At 70.1% G+C, this 17,587-nt stretch carries 13 protein-coding genes; 10 read left to right on the forward strand and 3 right to left on the reverse strand.

The annotated features are described in order from the left end of the window. The first annotated feature begins 123 nt into the window (after nucleotides 1-123). The 9 genes from ABEA10_RS19540 to ABEA10_RS19580 all read left to right on the forward strand — a co-directional run bounded on the left by ABEA10_RS19540 (nucleotide 124) and on the right by ABEA10_RS19580 (nucleotide 10,743). Nucleotides 124-1,458 (forward strand): family 43 glycosylhydrolase, encoded by a 1,335-nt coding sequence (locus ABEA10_RS19540; protein WP_345465662.1) that lies wholly within the window; start codon nucleotides 124-126, stop codon nucleotides 1,456-1,458. A gap of 186 nt (nucleotides 1,459-1,644) precedes the next feature. After that, a complete protein-coding gene (locus tag ABEA10_RS19545) occupies nucleotides 1,645-2,886 on the forward strand; it encodes an ROK family transcriptional regulator (RefSeq protein ID WP_345465664.1) in 1,242 nt (413 codons plus the stop codon). After that, nucleotides 2,883-3,710 carry an ABC transporter permease gene (locus ABEA10_RS19550; protein ID WP_345465666.1) on the forward strand — a complete coding sequence of 276 codons (828 nt, stop codon included), beginning with the start codon at nucleotides 2,883-2,885 and terminating at the stop codon, nucleotides 3,708-3,710. The genes ABEA10_RS19545 and ABEA10_RS19550 overlap by 4 nt, the downstream gene beginning before the upstream one ends. Further along, on the forward strand, nucleotides 3,707-4,531 hold the full coding sequence (locus ABEA10_RS19555; RefSeq protein WP_345465668.1) for an ABC transporter ATP-binding protein: 825 nt from the start codon (nucleotides 3,707-3,709) through the stop codon (nucleotides 4,529-4,531). The genes ABEA10_RS19550 and ABEA10_RS19555 overlap by 4 nt, the downstream gene beginning before the upstream one ends. Further along, complete coding sequence (locus ABEA10_RS19560; protein ID WP_345465671.1) at nucleotides 4,531-5,553, forward strand: aliphatic sulfonate ABC transporter substrate-binding protein; 1,023 nt, start codon at nucleotides 4,531-4,533, stop codon at nucleotides 5,551-5,553. Before ABEA10_RS19555 ends, ABEA10_RS19560 begins: the two co-directional genes overlap by 1 nt. Continuing rightward, nucleotides 5,550-7,055 (forward strand): sulfatase family protein, encoded by a 1,506-nt coding sequence (locus tag ABEA10_RS19565; RefSeq protein WP_345465674.1) that lies wholly within the window; start codon nucleotides 5,550-5,552, stop codon nucleotides 7,053-7,055. Before ABEA10_RS19560 ends, ABEA10_RS19565 begins: the two co-directional genes overlap by 4 nt. After that, the gene (locus ABEA10_RS19570) at nucleotides 7,052-8,563 is read left to right on the forward strand and encodes a sulfatase family protein (protein ID WP_345465676.1); all 1,512 of its coding nucleotides are present in this window, start codon (nucleotides 7,052-7,054) and stop codon (nucleotides 8,561-8,563) included. Before ABEA10_RS19565 ends, ABEA10_RS19570 begins: the two co-directional genes overlap by 4 nt. 447 nt (nucleotides 8,564-9,010) lie before the next feature. Next, nucleotides 9,011-9,955, forward strand: a complete 945-nt coding sequence (locus tag ABEA10_RS19575; protein WP_345465678.1) for an ATP-binding cassette domain-containing protein — start codon at nucleotides 9,011-9,013, stop codon at nucleotides 9,953-9,955. After that, the gene (locus ABEA10_RS19580; RefSeq protein ID WP_345465680.1) at nucleotides 9,952-10,743 is read left to right on the forward strand and encodes an ABC transporter permease; all 792 of its coding nucleotides are present in this window, start codon (nucleotides 9,952-9,954) and stop codon (nucleotides 10,741-10,743) included. Before ABEA10_RS19575 ends, ABEA10_RS19580 begins: the two co-directional genes overlap by 4 nt. 78 nt (nucleotides 10,744-10,821) lie before the next feature. Here the strand turns inward: ABEA10_RS19580 and ABEA10_RS19585 are convergent, their stop codons facing one another. Beyond that, nucleotides 10,822-12,867, reverse strand: a complete 2,046-nt coding sequence (locus tag ABEA10_RS19585; protein ID WP_345465682.1) for an ATP-binding protein — start codon at nucleotides 12,865-12,867, stop codon at nucleotides 10,822-10,824. Between the two features lie 309 nt (nucleotides 12,868-13,176). Between ABEA10_RS19585 and ABEA10_RS19590 the strand changes: the two genes are divergently transcribed. After that, entirely contained in the window at nucleotides 13,177-15,399 is a 2,223-nt protein-coding gene (locus ABEA10_RS19590) for an ATP-binding protein (RefSeq protein WP_345465685.1), read from the forward strand. 40 nt (nucleotides 15,400-15,439) lie between these two features. Here ABEA10_RS19590 and ABEA10_RS19595 read toward each other — a convergent pair whose 3' ends face one another. After that, nucleotides 15,440-16,525 carry an RICIN domain-containing protein gene (locus ABEA10_RS19595; protein WP_345465688.1) on the reverse strand — a complete coding sequence of 362 codons (1,086 nt, stop codon included), beginning with the start codon at nucleotides 16,523-16,525 and terminating at the stop codon, nucleotides 15,440-15,442. A gap of 74 nt (nucleotides 16,526-16,599) precedes the next feature. After that, on the reverse strand, nucleotides 16,600-17,559 hold the full coding sequence (locus ABEA10_RS19600; protein WP_345465690.1) for a hypothetical protein: 960 nt from the start codon (nucleotides 17,557-17,559) through the stop codon (nucleotides 16,600-16,602). Nucleotides 17,560-17,587 lie beyond the last annotated feature (28 nt).

Here is a 17,587-nt window from a genome sequence, read left to right on the forward strand (position 1 = left end):
GGTACGGTCAGGCCTGTCTCACCGCCGCTGACTTTCTGTCGTCTGTTCACTGTCGGAATAACTCTCAGTAGCGTCCCCTGGGGCCGGGCACGGACGCCCGCGTCATGGAGGAGGTCGTGACTGATGACTGGTTCCGACAACAGATCGCATGTCGGTCGGCGGTCCCTGCTGGCCGGTGCGGCCGGGCTTCTGGGAGCGGCGGCGCTGCCCGCGACCGCGGCGCGGGCGGCGCAGGTGGCCCCGGCGGAGGTCAGGCCGGCGCGGCGGTACCCATCGAACTGGCCCTGCCTCGAGCCCTACGGTCTCGCGGACACCCGGCTGGACCTGTGGCCGCGTGAGGACAACTCCTTCGTCCTTCCGCTCGAGCCGCGTCCGAGAGACGAAAAGCTCGGCCGGGTCTGGATGCGGGACACCTACGTCAACTGCTTCGTCTCCCACGGTCGTCCGATCTATGTCGCCACGGGCACCACCCGGGTGCCCGGGCTCGACGCGGCCGCCCCGTGGAACGACGGCATCTTCGTCTGGGTGTCTCCGTCGCTGCGCGGGCCGTGGAGGCTGGTGGACACCACCGGCATCCGGCCCGGCGCCGAGAGAGGCAAGGTGTGGTCACCGGAGTTCGTCGACGAGAACCGGCCCGGACGCACGGTCGTCGCTCCTTGGCAGCAGTACTGGTACGACGACCGATTCGGCAGGCGCGGCGAGGTCTGGGCCCCGGAAGTGCACTACTTCCGCGGCAGGTGGTACATCGCCGCGTGCATGGGCGACCACTCGCGGAAGGTCGGTTCGTTCATGCTCGTGAGCGAGGGCGGGGTCGAGGGCCCGTACCGGCTCGTCGAGGGCAATCTCGAGAAACCCTTCGGCGATTCTGTCGTCGGGGGACCGGCGTTCGTCGAGCCCGGTGCCTACCACCACATCGACGGCAGCCTCTACAGCGAGGGCGACGACGCGTGGCTCGTGCTGCACAACCACCTGTACGCGAAGTTCCGGGACGACATGGAGGACATCATCCCGGCGACGAACCTGCCGACGTTCCAGGAGACGCCCTACTCGCCCGAGCCGTACCTCGAGGGCGTGTACGTGTTCAAGTACGGGGGCAAGTACTACCTCCTCCAGGCCGCCTGGGACCGGACGTCGGCCAATGCCGACGGCAGCACACGAAATGCCTACGACCCACCCGGCCCCGGCCGCGTGCAGTACCAGTACGACATGGTGGCCGCCGTCTCGGACAACTTCGAGGGACCGTACTCCGAACGGTGGACGGCGGGAGTCGGCGCCGGTCACAACAACCTCTTCGTGGATCACCGCGGCCAGGTCTGGTCGACGTTCTTCCGCAACCCCAACTTCGGCTACTGGGCCGACCCGTCGCGCATCAAGGACACCGCCGTGCCCGGTGTCGTGCGGGTGGAGTGGACCGGCCCGGAAGGCGATCGTCTGTACGTCGAGCGCCGTCATCGGTGACCCCGACCTTCTGCGTCGCATCCCGTCCGACCTGCGGCGACGCCATGGTCCAGGCGCCGGGCACACGGCCGGGCGGGTGCGGCGGTCTGGGCTGCGCCGATGAATTCTGGCGACACCACGTCGTAATCGGCGATTCTTTTTGTCGGAGCCTTGACGCAAAAAAACGTCATATTTACGGTTTCGCCCATGTCACCGCCCGGCGGAGTGCACGCTCTCGTACGGCGTTCGCACGAGGAGCGGGTCCTCAGGGTCCTGCGCCAGCGCGGCGCGCTGAGCCGAGGTGAGATCGCCGCTCGTGTGGGGCTGTCACGCACCACGGTCTCCGAGATCACCAGCGATCTGATCGCCCGCGGTGCGATCACGATCGTCGGGACGGACGCGGTCGGGCGGGTCGGCAGTGGGCGGCCCGCCGAACGCCTCGCGCTGGATCCCAGCTCCGGGCAGTTCATGGCGGTGGACTTCGGGCACCGGCGCGTCAACGTCGCGGTGGCGGACGCCTCCCATGACGTCATCGCGTTGGGCACGTCCCGCTATCCGGAGTCGGCGGGATGGCCGGAGCGCATTCCGGCCGCCTTCGCCCTCATCAAGAGGCTCAGCGTCGACAAGGGCGTGCACTACCGGGCGCTCCAGGCGATCGCGGTCGGTGTGCCCGGGTGGGGGGACAGGTCCCCGGCGGACGGGGTCGCCGAAACCTTCGCCGAGCATTTCGGCGCCCCCGTGACCGTGGACAACAACGTGCGCTTCGCCGGGCTCGCCGAGGCGCTCCGCTCCCCGGCCGACTCCGTGCAGAACCTCATCTACGTGCGGCTGTCCGACGGTGTGGGCGGCGGGGTGGTCGTGAACGGCCAGCTCGTACGCGGGGCGGACGGCTCCGCCGGAGAGTTCGGCCACATCACCGTGGCGGGCCCGGACGGCGAGCCGTGCCGCTGCGGCAAGCGCGGATGCGTCGAGACCATCGCCTCGGTGCCGGCCATCCTCGCCCGCTGCCGTTCGCTCGGCGTTCGCGTCGAGACGCTGGACGACCTGCGCGCGGCGGTCCGCATCGCGGAGCCGACCGTCGACAAGGTGCTGCGGGAGGCCGGGGCGGCCGTCGGCCGTGCCCTCGGCGCCGCCGCCATGATGCTCAACCCGAGCGAGATCGTGCTCAGCGGCGAGATCGTCCACATCGCACCGATGTTGTTTCAGCAGGTCGTCTCGACCATCACGTATGAGCTGTCCTACCGGGCGGAGGCGGCACCGGTGATCCGTCCGGCGCTTCTCGCGGACGAGGGCGGCGCCCTCGGGGCCATCGCGGTGTTGTTCCACGAATCCCCGCTGCTCGCCGGCTATCCCGAGGACCCGGTCGCCCCGTCCGGGCCGATCGAACGTACGAAGGAGCATCCCATGAGGACCGTGGCAGGAACGAGACCGGAGGAGGGCTTGCGATGACGGTCGTAAGCCCCGAGAACGTACACACCGGCGCCGGGAACGCCGACACCGGACGGGCGCGCGCCACCGGACGACCACGCAGAAGCCGGACCTTGTCGCTTCTCAATCTGACCTCGGTCGTGCTCGGGGTCGGCGCCTGGTGGATTCTCGCGCTCACGGGTTTCGACGTTCCGACACCGGTCGCGGTCGTCTCGCGGGGCTGGACTCTGCTCCAGGACGGCACCCTGGAGGGCGACGTCATGGCGAGCCTCGAACGGGTGCTGGCCGGTTTCCTCCTCGGCTCTGCCGCCGCGATCGTCGCCGGCTTCCTCATGGGCTGGTACACCGTCGCGCGGGGCCTGTTCGAGCCGTGGATCCAGTTCTTCCGTACCATCCCGCCGCTCGCCATCCTGCCCCTCGTGCTCGTCCTGATGGGCATCGGCGAGGCCCCCAAGATCTTCGTGATCTTCCTGGCGGCCTTCCTCGCCTGCGTCATCTCCACCTATCAGGGCGTCGTGAGCGTCGACCGCACGCTCATCAACGCCGCGCAGGTGCTCGGCGCGAAGGACGGCGGCATCTTCATCCGCGTCATCGTGCCGGCGTCGATGCCGTTCATCCTCGTCGGCATGCGCGTCGGCCTCGGCTCGTCCTGGGCCACCCTCGTCGCCGCCGAACTACTCGCCGCGCAGAAGGGCCTCGGCTACCGGATGCAGAACGCCCAGCTCTATTACGACCTCCCGACGATCTTCGTCGGCATCATCTCAATCGGGATCCTGGGCCTGATCATGGACCGGCTGCTGCAGCTGGCCGGCAACAGGCTCACGAGTTGGCAGGAGCGCCGTTGAACACGCCGGCACCGGAACCGAAGATCGCCTTGCGCGACGTCTCCAAGACCTTCCAGGTCGGAGGCGAGGACTTCGTCGCCCTCAAGGACGTCACCCTCGACATCGCCGACAACGAGTTCGTGACCGTCGTCGGCCCGTCGGGGTGTGGAAAGAGCACGATGATGAACACCCTCGCCGGCCTTGAGGAACCCTCGGGCGGAATGGTGCTCGTCGACGGTGAGGAGGTGCGCGGCCCGGGCCCCGAACGCGGCGTGATCTTCCAGCAGTACGCCCTGTTCCCGTGGCTGACCGTACGCCAGAACGTCGAGTTCGGCATGAAGACCGCGCGGGTGCCCAAGGCGGAGCGCCGGGAACGGGCGGAGCACTTCATCCGCCTGGTCGGACTCGAACGCTTCGCGGACGCCCTGCCGAAGACGCTCTCCGGCGGCATGAAGCAGCGCTGCGCCATCGCGCGGGCCTACACGATGAACCCCTCGATCCTCCTCATGGACGAGCCCTTCGGGGCGCTCGATGCCCTCACCCGCGTCAACCTGCAGGAACAGCTACTGGAGACGTGGAGCCAGGACCGCCGCACGGTCATGTTCATCACGCATGACGTCGACGAGGCGGTGTTCCTGGCCACCCGGGTGATCGTCATGGCGGCGCGGCCGGGCCGCGTCGTCGACGTGATCGAGGTCGACCTGCCCTACCCACGCACCGAGGACATGCGGCTCAGCCCCCAGTTCGGGGAGATACGCCGGCGCGTCTGGCACTCGGTCTACCACCAGGAGTCCGATCGCCCGGCCGCGACACCGGCGTCGACCGAGAGGGAAGCCATCTGATGACAATGACACGAAGGATCTTCGTCGCCGCGGCCGCCGCCATGGCGCTGGCCGCGGCCGGCTGCTCGTCCGGTGGCGGTGGCTCCGCGGCCACGCGGGTGAACTTCGGCTACATCGGCGACTTCAACGGAACGAGCCTTCTCGCCGTCGCCAAGGAGAAGGGTCTGTGGAAGAAACACGGGCTCGACGCCAAGACCAAGGTGTTCACCAACGGCCCGCTGCAGATCCAGGCGCTCGGCACGGGCGACCTCGACTTCGGGTACATCGGCCCCGGCGCCATGTGGCTGCCCGCGTCCGGCAAGGCGAAGGTCATCGCGATCAATACCCTCGGCAACGCCGACCGGGTGATCGCGCAGCCCGGCATCACCTCCCTCGCCGCCCTGCGCGGCAAGACGGTGGGGGTGCCGGAGGGCACGTCCGGCGACATGATCCTCACCCTCGCCCTGCAGTCCGCCGGCATGACCAAGAAGGACGTCAAGATCGTGCCGATGGACCCGTCCACGATCGTGTCCGCGTTCGCCTCGAATAAGATCGATGCCGCCGGCTTCTGGTACCCGGCGATCGCGACCATCAAGAAGCGGGTGCCCGGGCTCGTGGAGCTGGCCAAGAACGCCGACTTCTCCGCCAAGGTGTCCTTCCCGACCGTCTTCGTCGCCGGCAACGACGTCGTCGCGAAGGAGCGGGGCAAGGTCGAGAAGGTGATCGCCGTCCTGCGCGAGGCGATGCAGTTCCGCAGCGAGCACCCGGACCAGACGATCGATTACACCGCGAAGATGATCAGTGCCCCGCCCGACCAGGTCAAGGCCGACGCCGCAAACTCCAAGACCCTCCCGGTCGCCGAACTCGACAAGGACACCCGGGACGGCACGATCGACAAGTGGCTGGCCGGCATGAACGACTACTTCGCCCAGGCCGGCAAGCTGCCCTCCCCGGTGTCCCCGAAGAGCTACTACACCGGCGACCTGTTCACGGGTTCTCCCAACCGACCTACCCCGACCGACCTCCCGGGTGCCGCCAAGTGACCGAGCCGACGAACATCCTGTTCCTGATGACCGACCAGCACCGGGTGGACACCATCGGCGCGTACGGGAACCCGGACACCGCGACACCGGCGCTGGACGCCCTGGCCGCGCGTGGCACGCGGTTCGACCGCTGGTACACCCCGACCGCCATCTGTACACCGGCGCGAGCGAGCCTGCTCACCGGGCAGGCGCCCTTCCGCCACAAGCTGCTGGCGAACCACGAGCGCAACGTCGGCTATATCGAGGACCTCCCGGACGCGCAGTTCGGCTTCTCGCACGCGCTCCGCGCCAAGGGCTACAACTGCGGTCTGATCGGCAAGTGGCACATCGGGCACGAGCGCACGGCCGCGGACTTCGGCTTCGACGGCCCCCACCTGCCCGGCTGGCACAATCCCGTCGACCACGAGGACTACCGCGACCACCTGGAGCGGAACGGGCTGGCGCCGTGGCGGATCGACGACCGCATCCGCGGCACCCTTCCCAACGGCGGCCCGGGCAACCTGCTCGCCGCCCGGTTCTGCGGGCCGGTGGAGGCGACGTTCGAGTACTACCTCGCCACCCGGACGATCGAGCTGCTCGAACGTTACGCCGAGGACCTCCGCCACGGCGGCACGCCGTTCTTCCTCCAGCTGAACTTCTTCGGGCCGCACCTGCCCTACATCGTGCCGGACGAGTACTTCGACATGTTCGATCCCGAGCTGATCGAACTGCCCAAGTCGATCGCGGAGACGTTCCACGGTAAGCCGCCGGTGCAGCGCAACTACAGCGCGCACTGGACGTTCGACACCATCCCGATCGAGGTCACGCGCAAGCTCATCGCGGTCTATCGGGGCTACGTCGCACTCATCGACGCGCAGATCGGGCGCGTCCTGAACGCGCTGGAGCGCCTCGGTCTGACCGGCGAGACGGCCGTCTTCTTCACCTCCGACCATGGCGAGTTCACCGGGGCCCACCGGCTACACGACAAGGGACCGGCCATGTACGAGGACATCTACCGGACCGCCGGCATAGTGCACATCCCAGGCAGGCCCGGCGGCGTCGTCCGGCAGGAGTTCGTCAGTCTCCTGGACTGCACAGCGACCATCCTCGAGCTCGCGGGGATCGATCCCACACCCGCGGTGGACTCCCGCAGCCTCGTCCCGCTCACCTCCGACGACCCGGTGGAGTGGGACGACGACATCGTCTGCGAGTTCCATGGTCACCACTTCCCCTATCCCCAGCGGATGCTGCGGACCGAGCGGTACAAGCTGGTGGTGAACCCCGACTCTACGAACGAGCTGTACGACCTGCGCACCGACCCCGACGAGTTGCTCAACGTCTACGACCATCCGGAGCAGGCGGCGGTCCGGACCCGGATGATGAACCGGCTCTACGCCGTGCTCCGCGACCGGGGAGACAACTTCTTCCACTGGATGACGTCGATGTACGACGTCGGCGATGTCGCCTACGACCCCACCATGAGCGGGATGGACGAGGCGACCTACCGGGGCGGGCCGGCATGAGCGGCGGCACGTCCACGGACGGGGCCGCGGGACGCCGCCCGAACATCGTCATGATCCTGACGGACGACCACGCCTCGCACGCGGTCGGCGCCTACGGGTCGGTCGTCAACCGGACGCCGCGGATCGACGAGATCGCCGCGTACGGCGCGCGCGTGGACAACTGCTTCGCCACGAACGCCCTCTGCTCACCGAGCCGCGCCAGCATCCTCACCGGGACCTACAGCCACGTGAACGGCGTCTCGACGCTCGACACCCCGATCGACGCCGCCCAGCCGACGTTCGTCAGCCTGCTCCGGGAGTCCGGCTACCGTACGGCCATTGTCGGGAAGTGGCACCTGGGCGAGGGTGACGGTCACGACCCGCAGAACTTCGACTACTGGGACGTGCTGATCGGACAAGGCGAGTACTTCGATCCGATCCTCCTGTCGGAGAACGGCCGGCGCCAGGTGCCGGGCTACGCCACCGATGTCATCACCGACCTGGCGCTCGGCTGGCTGGAGGGCCTTGACGGCGACGATCCGTGGTGCCTGCTGATCTACCACAAGGCACCGCACCGGCCCTGGGAGCCGGACGAGAAGCACGCCGGCATGTACGCCCAACCGATCGCCGTACCGGCGACGTTCGACGACGACCACGCGAGCCGATCGTCGTCGGCGCGGCGCGCGGCGATGCGGATCGCCGAGCACCTGAACGCCGAGGATCTCAAGGAGGACCCGCCCGAAGGGCTCGACCAGGAGCGGCTCGCCCTGTGGAAATACCAGCGCTTCATGGAGGACTATCTCGCCTGCGTGGCGTCCGTCGACGACAACGTCGGACGGGTCGTCGACTGGCTGCGCGCCCGCGACGTGTTCGACGACACGCTGATCATGTACTGCTCCGACCAGGGGTTCTTCCTCGGCGACCACGGCTGGTTCGACAAACGCTTCATGTACGAGGAGTCCCTGCGGATGCCGCTGGTGCTCAGCTATCCCCGAAGGATCCGGCCCGGCCGGGTACACACCGGCATCGTCACGAACGTCGACTTCGCTCAGACCATCCTCGACGCGACCGGAACGGCGCACCATCCCCGCATGCAGGGGCGGAGCTTCTTCGGCGACCTGACCGGGGAACCGACATCGCCGCCGGCGGAGGGCATGTACTACCGCTACTGGGAACACGACGACGCGTTCCACAAGGCGCCCGCACACTACGGGTACCGAACCGACAATTACAAGATCATTTATTTCTACAACGACGGCATGGGGATTCCCGGCACCGGCCCCTTCACCTACCACGGCGAGTGGGAACTGTACGACCTTCAGGCCGACCCTGAGGAATTGCGCAATGTCTATTCCGACCCGGCGTACCGTGGCGTCCGGGAAGAGATGAAGGTTCGGCTGTGGAATGAGCAGAAGGCCCTCGGAGACCAACCTCATCCCAGCCAGCCGGCACCGGCCGGCGTCGAGACGGCGGTAGTGGTGGACGATCTGGTGGACGATTCGGTGGCCGAAGATCCGTCTTCTGGGTGACAGCCGGGCCGCTGGTCGACCACGACGCGCTCGTCGCGGCGAACCGCTGGAGAACACCGTCGTCTGAAACCGCGCGACGTCACCCGGCGTCAACCGCGCCGTCTCCGACCGCATCCCAGGATCTACGCCCCACCCGACCAGGGAAGTCCCTGCGGCGGGTCGCTGCAGGCTGCGCACCGAAACGCCGGCATCGACCGGCCCTCGATGGCCGTGACGCCACATCGACATCGTCCCACTTGCCATGACGTCATAGTGATGTCATCATGGCGTCATGGACCCCACCGCCTACGTCCCCGACCTTCGCCTTCGATCCGGCGTCCAGCCCGGTCGAGGCTCGGCCGTACGGGGGCGATCCCGTCTTCACCGTGACGCCGCCGCCGACCGCATTGACGTCAGTAGAGACGTCACCCGCCGGGCTCTGACTCACCACGACCGGAAAGAGGGATCATGACCACCGCCTCAGCGATCACAGCGACCGGGCTGCGCAAGTCGTACGGCGACAAGGTCGTGCTCGACGGCGTCGACCTGGAGGTCGCCGAGGGAACGATCTTCTCGCTGCTCGGCCCCAACGGCGCCGGCAAGACGACCATGGTGCAGATCCTGTCCACGCTCATCGGCGCCGACGGCGGCCAGGTGCGCGTCGCCGGCCACGACCTGGCCCGCGAGCCCGACGCCGTACGCGCGGCGATCGGCGTCACCGGCCAGTACTCCGCCGTCGACAAGTTCCTCACCGGCGAGGAGAACCTCCTCCTGATGGCGGACCTGCACCACCTGAGGCGGGCCGAGGGCCGCCGCCGCACCGCCGAACTGCTCGAACGGTTCGACCTGACCGACGCCGCGCGCAAGACCGCCGCGACCTACTCCGGGGGCATGCGGCGCCGGCTGGACCTGGCGATGACCCTGGTCGGCGGCCCGCGCATCATCTACCTCGACGAGCCGACGACCGGCCTGGACCCGCGCAGCCGTCGCACCATGTGGCAGATCATCTCCGACCTCGTCGCGGGCGGCGTCACCATCTTCCTCACCACGCAGTACCTGGATGAGGCCGACGAGCTCGCCGACCGGATCGCCCTGCTCGACCACGGGCGGCTGATCGCCGAGGGCACGGCCGACGAGCTCAAGCGCCGCATCCCCGGCGGCCACATCCGCCTGCGGTTCGCCGACGTCGACGCGCTGCGGTCGGCCGCGCAGGTGCTCGGCGAGGTGTCCCCCGACGAGGAGGCACTCGCCCTGCGCGTGCCGAGCGACGGCAGCGTCCGGTCGATCCGGACCCTGTTCGCCCGGCTCGACGACCAGTCGATCGAGGTGGAGGAGATGTCGGTCCACACCCCCGATCTCGACGACGTCTTCCTCACCCTCACCGGCCAGCCCGAGAAGGAGCCCGTTCGATGAGCGCCCTGACCCTCTCCGCCCGCGACTCGGCGACGATGCTGCGCCGCAGCCTCCGCCACATGCTCCGCTACCCGTCCATGACCCTGATGATCGCCGGGATGCCGGTGGTCTTCCTGCTGATATTCGTCTACGTCTTCGGCGGCACGCTGGGCAACGGGCTCGGCGGCGCGGCGGGCGGCCGGCACGAGTACGTCAACTACGTGACGCCCGGCGTCATCCTCATGACCATCGCCGGCGCCGCCACGGCGACCGCGGTCTCGGTGGCCATGGACATGACCGAGGGGATCGTCGCCCGGTTCCGCACCATGGCGATCTCCCGCGCCTCGGTGCTGACGGGGCATGTCGTCGGCAGCGTGATCCAGAACCTGGTCAGCATGGCGATCGTCGTCGCCGTCGCGCTGGCGATCGGTTTCCGCCCCACCGCCGGCCCCGTGGAGTGGCTCGCGGCGGCGGGCCTGCTCACGCTGCTCGTCCTGGCGCTGACCTGGCTGTCGGTCGCGCTCGGCCTGATCAGCAAGACCCCGGAGTCCGCCAGCAACGCGCCGATGCCGCTGATGCTCCTGCCGTTCCTCGGCAGCGGGTTCGTCCCCACCGACTCGATGCCGGCCGGGCTGCGCTGGTTCGCCGAGTACCAGCCCTTCACCCCGATCATCGACACCCTGCGGGGCCTGCTGTTGGGCTCATCGATCGGCGACAGCGGGATCATCGCGACCGCCTGGTGCGTCGGCATCGCGCTGGCCGGCTACCTCTGGTCCAAGAAGCTGTTCAACCGCGACCCGTCCCGCTGACCGCCCTGCGAACGCCTCGGGGCCCGCCTCCGCGCGGGCCCCGAGGCCGTCATGGCCTGAGCGGGGCACCCCGAGGGTTCATGAGGCTTCCGTGCCTCGCGCGCCCAGGAGCTCGCGCTGCCACAGCAGGTCGCAGACGCGTTCGAGGCCGCGGGTCAGGTGCCGGCGGTAGGTGCTGAACGGCAGGCCCAGCCGCTCCGCCGCCGCCTGCTGGGTCGGGGCGTTCTGCAGGAACGTCATCGTGACCGCCCGGTACAGCTTCGCGTCGCGCGGGTCGTCGGCGAGTCTCTCGACCGTCTCGTGCAGCACGCTCCGCAGCGCGTCGACCGGCTCGCCGCCCGCCTCCGCGACGACACGCGCCGGGACCAGCGGGTTGTCGGCGAGGGCCGCCGGCCGGTTCCACGAGCGCAGCGCGCCGCGGACCGCCGCGTCGAACTCCGCCCGCGACAGCACCGCGTACGTGCGTGCGGCGCGGCGACGGGGCGCCCGCCAGGCCGCGGGCGTGCGGCGCGGCATGAGCTGTTCGAGCCACGTGTCGAGCCGGGTCTCCTGCCAGTTCCGGCAGAACAGGGCGAAGAGACGGTCACCCACCCGCACCATCAGCGGGTCCTGCTCGCCGAAGATGGCGAACCGCTCCCAGCGCTCCGGGTCGGAGACGACCATGCAGGTCCAGGCCACGCCCTCGGCCTGGATCGCCATCGTCACGAGCCGTGCGGCGATGAGGTCCGAGACCGGTGAGGGGAACTCCTCGCGCGCCAGCATGAACCGCGCGAGGACCAGGTGCTCGCCTTCGCGCAGCGGGCTCACCCGGCGGACGTACGACCACGCCTCTGCCACGACCGGGTCCACGGCGTCCTCCTCGGCGTCGGGCTCGGTGAGCCGGAGCGTCAGCACGAACCCGGCGGGCTCCCCCGAGTCGGAACTCCGGTAGACGGAGAACGCCTCGGGCCGCCGTTCGAGCCAGAAGTCCACGATGGCGGCCGTTTCGTCGTCGGTGTTCGCGACGGCGATGTCCAGGAGCGCTCTGCGGTCGCCCGCCCGGACGGCGTCTTCGTGGAAGTCGTACTCGTCCTGGTCGCCGAACAGGCCGGAGCCGTGCCACAGGAGGTACATCAGCGCCTCCAGCTGGGCGAAGCTCGGCGAGTCCGCACAGGCCCGCGCCTCACCGACGTAGTGACGGATGAGCCGGCGGTGCATGTCCTGGTACCGCTCCGGATCGCGCCAGGCCAGGTCGGCGTCGAGCGCCTCGCGGACGACGTCGTGCGGATGGAGGCCGGACGGCACGGAGGTCATGAACGACAGCCGCCGCAGCCAGTCGAACAGGGCTCCCGCGTCGGCCTCCGGCAGCACGGCGCGCAGGAGACCCTCGGTGGTCGTCCGGACGTGGGCGCTGACCTCCAGCGCCTGCCGGTGCAGCGGTGAGGGCACCTGGCCGACCAGGCGGGTCAGCAACGCGCCGATCACGTCGTGGGGCGGCGTCCACGGGGCCTCCTCGCCGTCGGTCATTCCGCCGACGGCCGACGCGGCCAGGGACAGCGCCAGCGGATGGCCGCCGGCGAAGGAGAGCACCGCCGGGTGCCGGACGGCCGGCACCCCGCGCGCGGTCAGCAGGGCGACCGCGTCGTCCCGGGGGAGGTCGCCCAGGGTGATCACTTGCAGGACGTCCTCCCAGCCCGGATCCGACAGCCACAGGGCCCCGGGCGGTCGCCGGCCCGCGAGGACCACGAACGAGCGGGCGGGCAGGCGGGGCAGGAACCGGTCCCGCAGCCAGCCTTCGAGCGGTCGGTACGTCTCGAAGTCGTCCACGAACAACACCGCGGGCTCGTCGGTGAACATCTTGATCGCGTCGGCCTCGAACGCCTCCGGGGACGGCGGCGGCCGGTGCTCACCGATCTCGACCACGATCCATCCGGCCGCGGCGGCCTCGTCGGCGAACCGCCGCAGCAGGGCCGACTTGCCGACGCCACCGGGACCGGTCACGAACTGCACGGCGAAGGAGTCGGCGGCATGGCGTAGTGCCGTACGGAACAGCGCCAGTTCCGCGGAACGGCCGACGAAGGACTGGTGTCGTGCCGCCCGCAGCCGTTCACCGAGACTGGTGAACGGTCGGGTTCGAGGGTTCATGTCGTCATCGGTCGAGGCGGGCCCGTTCCTCTCGCCGTCCTCCCTCCCTTGATCATCTCCGTAACGCTAAGGCAACATTGCGTCCTATGTGAGCATTTGAGTGAACAGTCGGCCGTACGCCGCCCCAGCACGCGAAGTACCAGTCCGCCGGAAACGCCGTAGAGTGAACAGTTTCCGACCTGTCAGGTGAACAGTCAGCCGGGGCACGATGTTGTCGGGTGCCGATCGGCAGCGGCCGACCCTCTCTTTCCCCTTCGGCGCAGACGAGACCGACGACGTCATGGCGCCCATACTGTGGAAGGCGAGCCATTGAGCGACCGTGTCAGGTTCGGGCTGCTGGGCCCGCTTGAGGCATGGTCCGGCGAGGTCCGGCTCGACCTGGGCCCGCCCAAGCGACGCGTGCTGCTCACCCGCCTCCTGGTCGAGGACGGCCATCCGGTGTCGGCCGACCGCCTGTGTGACGACCTGTGGGAGGGACGTCCGCCCGCGGGTGCCGTCTCCTCCATCCACTCCCACATCAGCCGCCTGCGCGCCGTGCTGGAGCCGGACCGTACGCGGCGCGGGCAGGGCACCGTGCTGGTCAGCGGACCGGCCGGCTACACGCTCAACGCGCCGCCCGAGGCCCGCGACTCGACGCGCTTCGAAGAATCGGTCACCCGTGCCCGCGAGCTGCTGGCCCAGGAGCGGCTCGAAGACGCCCGGCGTGAGGTCGAGAGCGGCCTGGGCCTGTGGCGGGGCGCCGCCCTGGCCGACGCCGCCAACCACGCCTTCGCCGCCCGTGAGATCTCCCGGCTGGAGGAGATCCGGATGGGTGCCGGCGAGCTGAACGCCACCGTGCTCCTCCAGCAGCGCGAGTACGACAAGGCGGCCCTCATCGCCGAGGAGCTCACCACGCGGTCTCCGCTGCGCGAGGCCGCGTGGGCGCTGCTGATGCGCGCTCTCTACCTGGCCGGGCGGCCCGCCGAGGCGCTGCGGCGCTACGAGACGATCCGCGCGCTGCTCGCCGACGAGCTCGGCACCGTGCCGGGACCCGAGCTGAGCGGTGTCCACGTCGCCGTACTCCGCCAGGACCTGCCCGCACCGGCGCCCGTCCGTACGGCCCCCGCACACGTGCCGCCCGGCGCGCGGACGACGCCCCCGGTGCGGCCGGCGCGGCCCGCGCGGCCGTCGGTCATCGCTCGCCCGCTCGTCGGCCGCGCCGACGAGCTGGCCCGTTACGACGAGCTCCTGAACGACGCGGCCGCGGGCGAGACCCGCTGGGTGCTGCTGTCCGGAGAGTCCGGCATCGGGAAGACCCGGCTCGCCGAGGAGTTCGCCTCCCGGGCCGCGGACCTGGCGTTCCGCGTCGTGTGGGTCCGCTGCGGCAGCGACATCGACTCGGACGAAGAGGAGGCCGCGAACGATCGGTTCAATCCGCTCGGGCAGCTGCTGTCGGCGCTGTTCCCGCAGATCCGGGTGGAGGGTGAGCCGGAGGCGATCGCCCGCGACCTGGCCGAGCGGCTCGCCCGCCAGCCCACCATCTGCCTGATCGAGGACCTGCACCGCGCCGGTCGCCGGTTCCGCCGCCTGCTCGGCATGTACGCCACGCTGCTGCGCGACGTGCCGCTGGTCGTGGTCTGCACGACGCAGGACACCGACGACGTGGGCCTGCGCGAGCTGCTGGCACTGCTCGTCCGGCAGAGCCGCGCCACCCTGCTCCCCCTGGGCCCGCTCACCGTGGAGGACGTCCACGAGCTGATGAGGCTCCGCTCCACGCCGTTCGACGAGCTGATGGGCAGCGAGCCGCAGCAGTCCGAGGCGGTGGCGCTGCACCGGCGCGGCGAGGGCAACCCGTTCCTCATCACCGAGATCCTCGAACTGCCCGGCGACCAGCGCACTGGGCCCGGCGCGCGGCTCCCCGCGTCCGTCATCCGGGTCCTGCGCGCCCGGCTGGACCAGCTCGACGAACGCGTGCTGAAGATGCTGGAGGCGCTCGCGGTGACCGGAGGAGAGCTCGACCCTGAGCTCCTCGTGCAGGTCCGGGCCATCACGCGCGAGGAACTGCTCTCGCTCATCGACGCGGCCGTCATCGCCCGGATGCTGAACTGGGAGGAGGGCACCGCCGGCCGGCTCGGCCGCTATCTGATGCCCGATCTCGCCCGCGAGCTGATGTTGCACGACCTCACTCCCGCCCGCCGCCAGATGCTGCACGCCGCGGTCGCGCGTGCGCTGGGTGAGCTACCGCACCGCCACCCCGCGCAGATCTCGCGGCACCTGATGGCCGCCGGCCCGCTCGTCTCCCGCGACGACCTGGTGGCGGCGGCGCTCCGCGCCGGCGAACGCTGCGGGGCGGACGAACAGCACGGCGAGGCGGCCGTCTGGTACGACCACGCGGCGGCCCTGGCGGACGACCCGGCCGTACAGGCCGAGGCCCGGCGCGCGGCGGAGGCGGCACGCCGCCGGCTCGCCCGGTCTCAGGACACCGGCCATCCGTGCGACCCCGCCGACATGCCCGGCGACTGGCCGCCGGGTTCCGAGCCCCGGGTGAGCTGACCCCGCCCCGGGTGAGCCGACCCCCGCGGCGTCGTACGGGTCACGTGCCGCTGGGCCACGACCATTCGTCGCCGCTTCCGCACTTGTGGACCTCGAGCTGCTTGTCCCGCGCGTGGGAGCGGCCCGTCGGCCCGAGGCACAGCCCGTGGCTCGCGTAGTTGCGGATGCGGTACCGCTTGCCGTGCGTGTGGCTCCGGTACCACAGCTGGTTGTCGCCCTTGGGCCGGCAGTAGTACTCGGTCACCTTGGTGCCCGCCGACACGCCCTTGTAGTAGGGCAGGTCCATGCAGAGGTCGTCCTTGGTGTTGCGGATCAGGAAGAGGGCGGTGCCGCCGGGCCCCTTCATGCCGCTCATCACGCCGAGTGACCAGACCTGGTTGTCGGAGTCGCCGAGGGTGCAGTAGTACTGGGCGACCTTGCCGTCGGCCGATCCCTTCCCGTAGCCCGGGATGTCGGCGCACAGGCCGCTCGCGGCGTTCTTCAGCAGCACGTTGGAGACGCCCGGCCACACCTTCGTCTTCGCGCTCGCGACGGTTTTCGTCTCGTCGGCGTTTTTCTTGTCGGCCTTGGTCTTCTTCTTCGCCGAGGCCGAGGGCGTGGGCGTCGGGGTCGGCGTGGGCGACTGGGAGGTGAAGGCTCCCGCCGGCGGCTGCGCGTCACCGGGCAGGACGTTGTCGGCCGCGGCGGTGGTCGGGTGCTTCTCGCCGTGGTGCGAACCGGTGCCGATCAGCAGGATCGGCACCGCCAGCACGACCGCACCGCCGATCGCCACCGCCGCCAGGACCGGCTTCTTCGGCCGGTCCGGCGGCATGCCGTCCCCGTCGGCGTCGCCGTCGGCCCCGGGTGTCGCCACGGCGACGTCGGTAGCCGTGGCCAGGCTCTGTCCGCCCTTGGCCTGCGCGGCGGTCTCGGCCTGCGGCTCTTTCGCCTGGGCGGTCTCCCCGGCGTCCGAGGCCGCCTTGGCATCCGCGGTCTCCTCGCCGTTGCCGGCGGCCTCGCCGCTCTCCGGCTCGGAGTCGGCCGGCGCCAGGTCCCCGGCGGCGTCGATGTCCGTCTCTGGCAGTTCGACCGGCCGGCGGACGCCGAGCGACTCCGCGCGTTCGCCAGATCCTGACTTAGAAGCCACGGTCTTCTTCCTTCGTTCTCGAGATCAGTCGCGGATGCGACGGGTGTACGGCGCGGGCGCCGCGCGGTGCCGGATCACCGGTTGGTGCCGGTCGCCCAGACGGGATGACCGTCGTGGTCGACGATCACCATGTTGTAGTCGGACTGCAGGACCAGCGTCGAGTTGTCGTGGCCGAACGAACCCGCGGCCCAGACCGCCTTCCTGCCGGCGTCGTAGAGGACCAGGTTGCCGTCGCGCTGGAACGTGGCGTAGACCCCGGGCTTGTGGGTTCTGGTGGACCAGATGATCTTTTTGCTCTTGTCGCGCAGCACGAGGTTGCCGCCCGCCTGCATGGTCAGCGCGATGCGGTTGGTGCGTACCGTGTCACCCGGGTAGAGGTTCCGCGGTGCGTGGATCACCCGGGACGACGGCGCACTCGACGACGGCATCTGGGGCGAGACGGTCTTTCTCCGCGCGTGGGCGGTGGGCGAGGGCGTGGCGGAGGGCGTCGCCTTCTTCTTGGCCTTCGCCTTGTCCTCCTTCTTCGCGGAGGGCGACGGCGTCGGGGTGCTCGACACGAACGCGCCCGTCGGCGGCTGCCCGGCGCCGGGCAGCACCGTCTCGGCCGCGGCGGCGGTCGGGTGCTTCTTCGCGTGGTCCGAACCGGTGCCGATCAGCAGGATCGGGACGGCCAGCACGACCGCACCGCCGATCGCCACCCCGGCCAGCAAGGGCTTGTTCGGGCGATCCGGCGGCATCTCGTCGCCGTCGAGGGCGCCCGGCTGCGTGGCCGCGGCGATGTCCTCCGCCACGGCGGCGCGGTCGTCCTTCTTGTCCGGGGCGGCGGAGTCCGCCGGCGCCTTGGCGTCGTCCACGGCGGCCGTGGCGGCTGCGGCGGACTCGCTCGGCTCAGACCCCGGCTCAGAGTCCGGCTGCGACTCCGGCTCGGCCGGGATCAGCCCGTCGGCGGCGTCCATGTCGGTCTCCGGCAGTTCGACCGGCCGACGGACGCCGAGCGACTCCGCGCGTTCGCCGGGACCTGACTCTGCAGACAAGATCATGCTCCTTCGCCGCGATCGGTCG

Source organism: Actinoallomurus oryzae (assembly GCF_039541955.1).
GTDB classification, from domain to species: domain Bacteria; phylum Actinomycetota; class Actinomycetes; order Streptosporangiales; family Streptosporangiaceae; genus Actinoallomurus; species Actinoallomurus oryzae.

Bases quoted from the DNA above. Each gene is read 5' to 3' on its own strand.
- ABEA10_RS19560 (WP_345465671.1), top strand. From the start codon at position 4,531: ATGACAATGACACGAAGGATCTTCGTCGCCGCGGCCGCCGCCATGGCG.
- ABEA10_RS19585 (WP_345465682.1), bottom strand. From the start codon at position 12,867: ATGAACCCTCGAACCCGACCGTTCACCAGTCTCGGTGAACGGCTGCGG.
- ABEA10_RS19575 (WP_345465678.1), top strand. From the start codon at position 9,011: ATGACCACCGCCTCAGCGATCACAGCGACCGGGCTGCGCAAGTCGTAC.
- ABEA10_RS19545 (WP_345465664.1), top strand. From the start codon at position 1,645: ATGTCACCGCCCGGCGGAGTGCACGCTCTCGTACGGCGTTCGCACGAG.
- ABEA10_RS19550 (WP_345465666.1), top strand. From the start codon at position 2,883: ATGACGGTCGTAAGCCCCGAGAACGTACACACCGGCGCCGGGAACGCC.
- ABEA10_RS19570 (WP_345465676.1), top strand. From the start codon at position 7,052: ATGAGCGGCGGCACGTCCACGGACGGGGCCGCGGGACGCCGCCCGAAC.
- ABEA10_RS19580 (WP_345465680.1), top strand. From the start codon at position 9,952: ATGAGCGCCCTGACCCTCTCCGCCCGCGACTCGGCGACGATGCTGCGC.
- ABEA10_RS19540 (WP_345465662.1), top strand. From the start codon at position 124: ATGACTGGTTCCGACAACAGATCGCATGTCGGTCGGCGGTCCCTGCTG.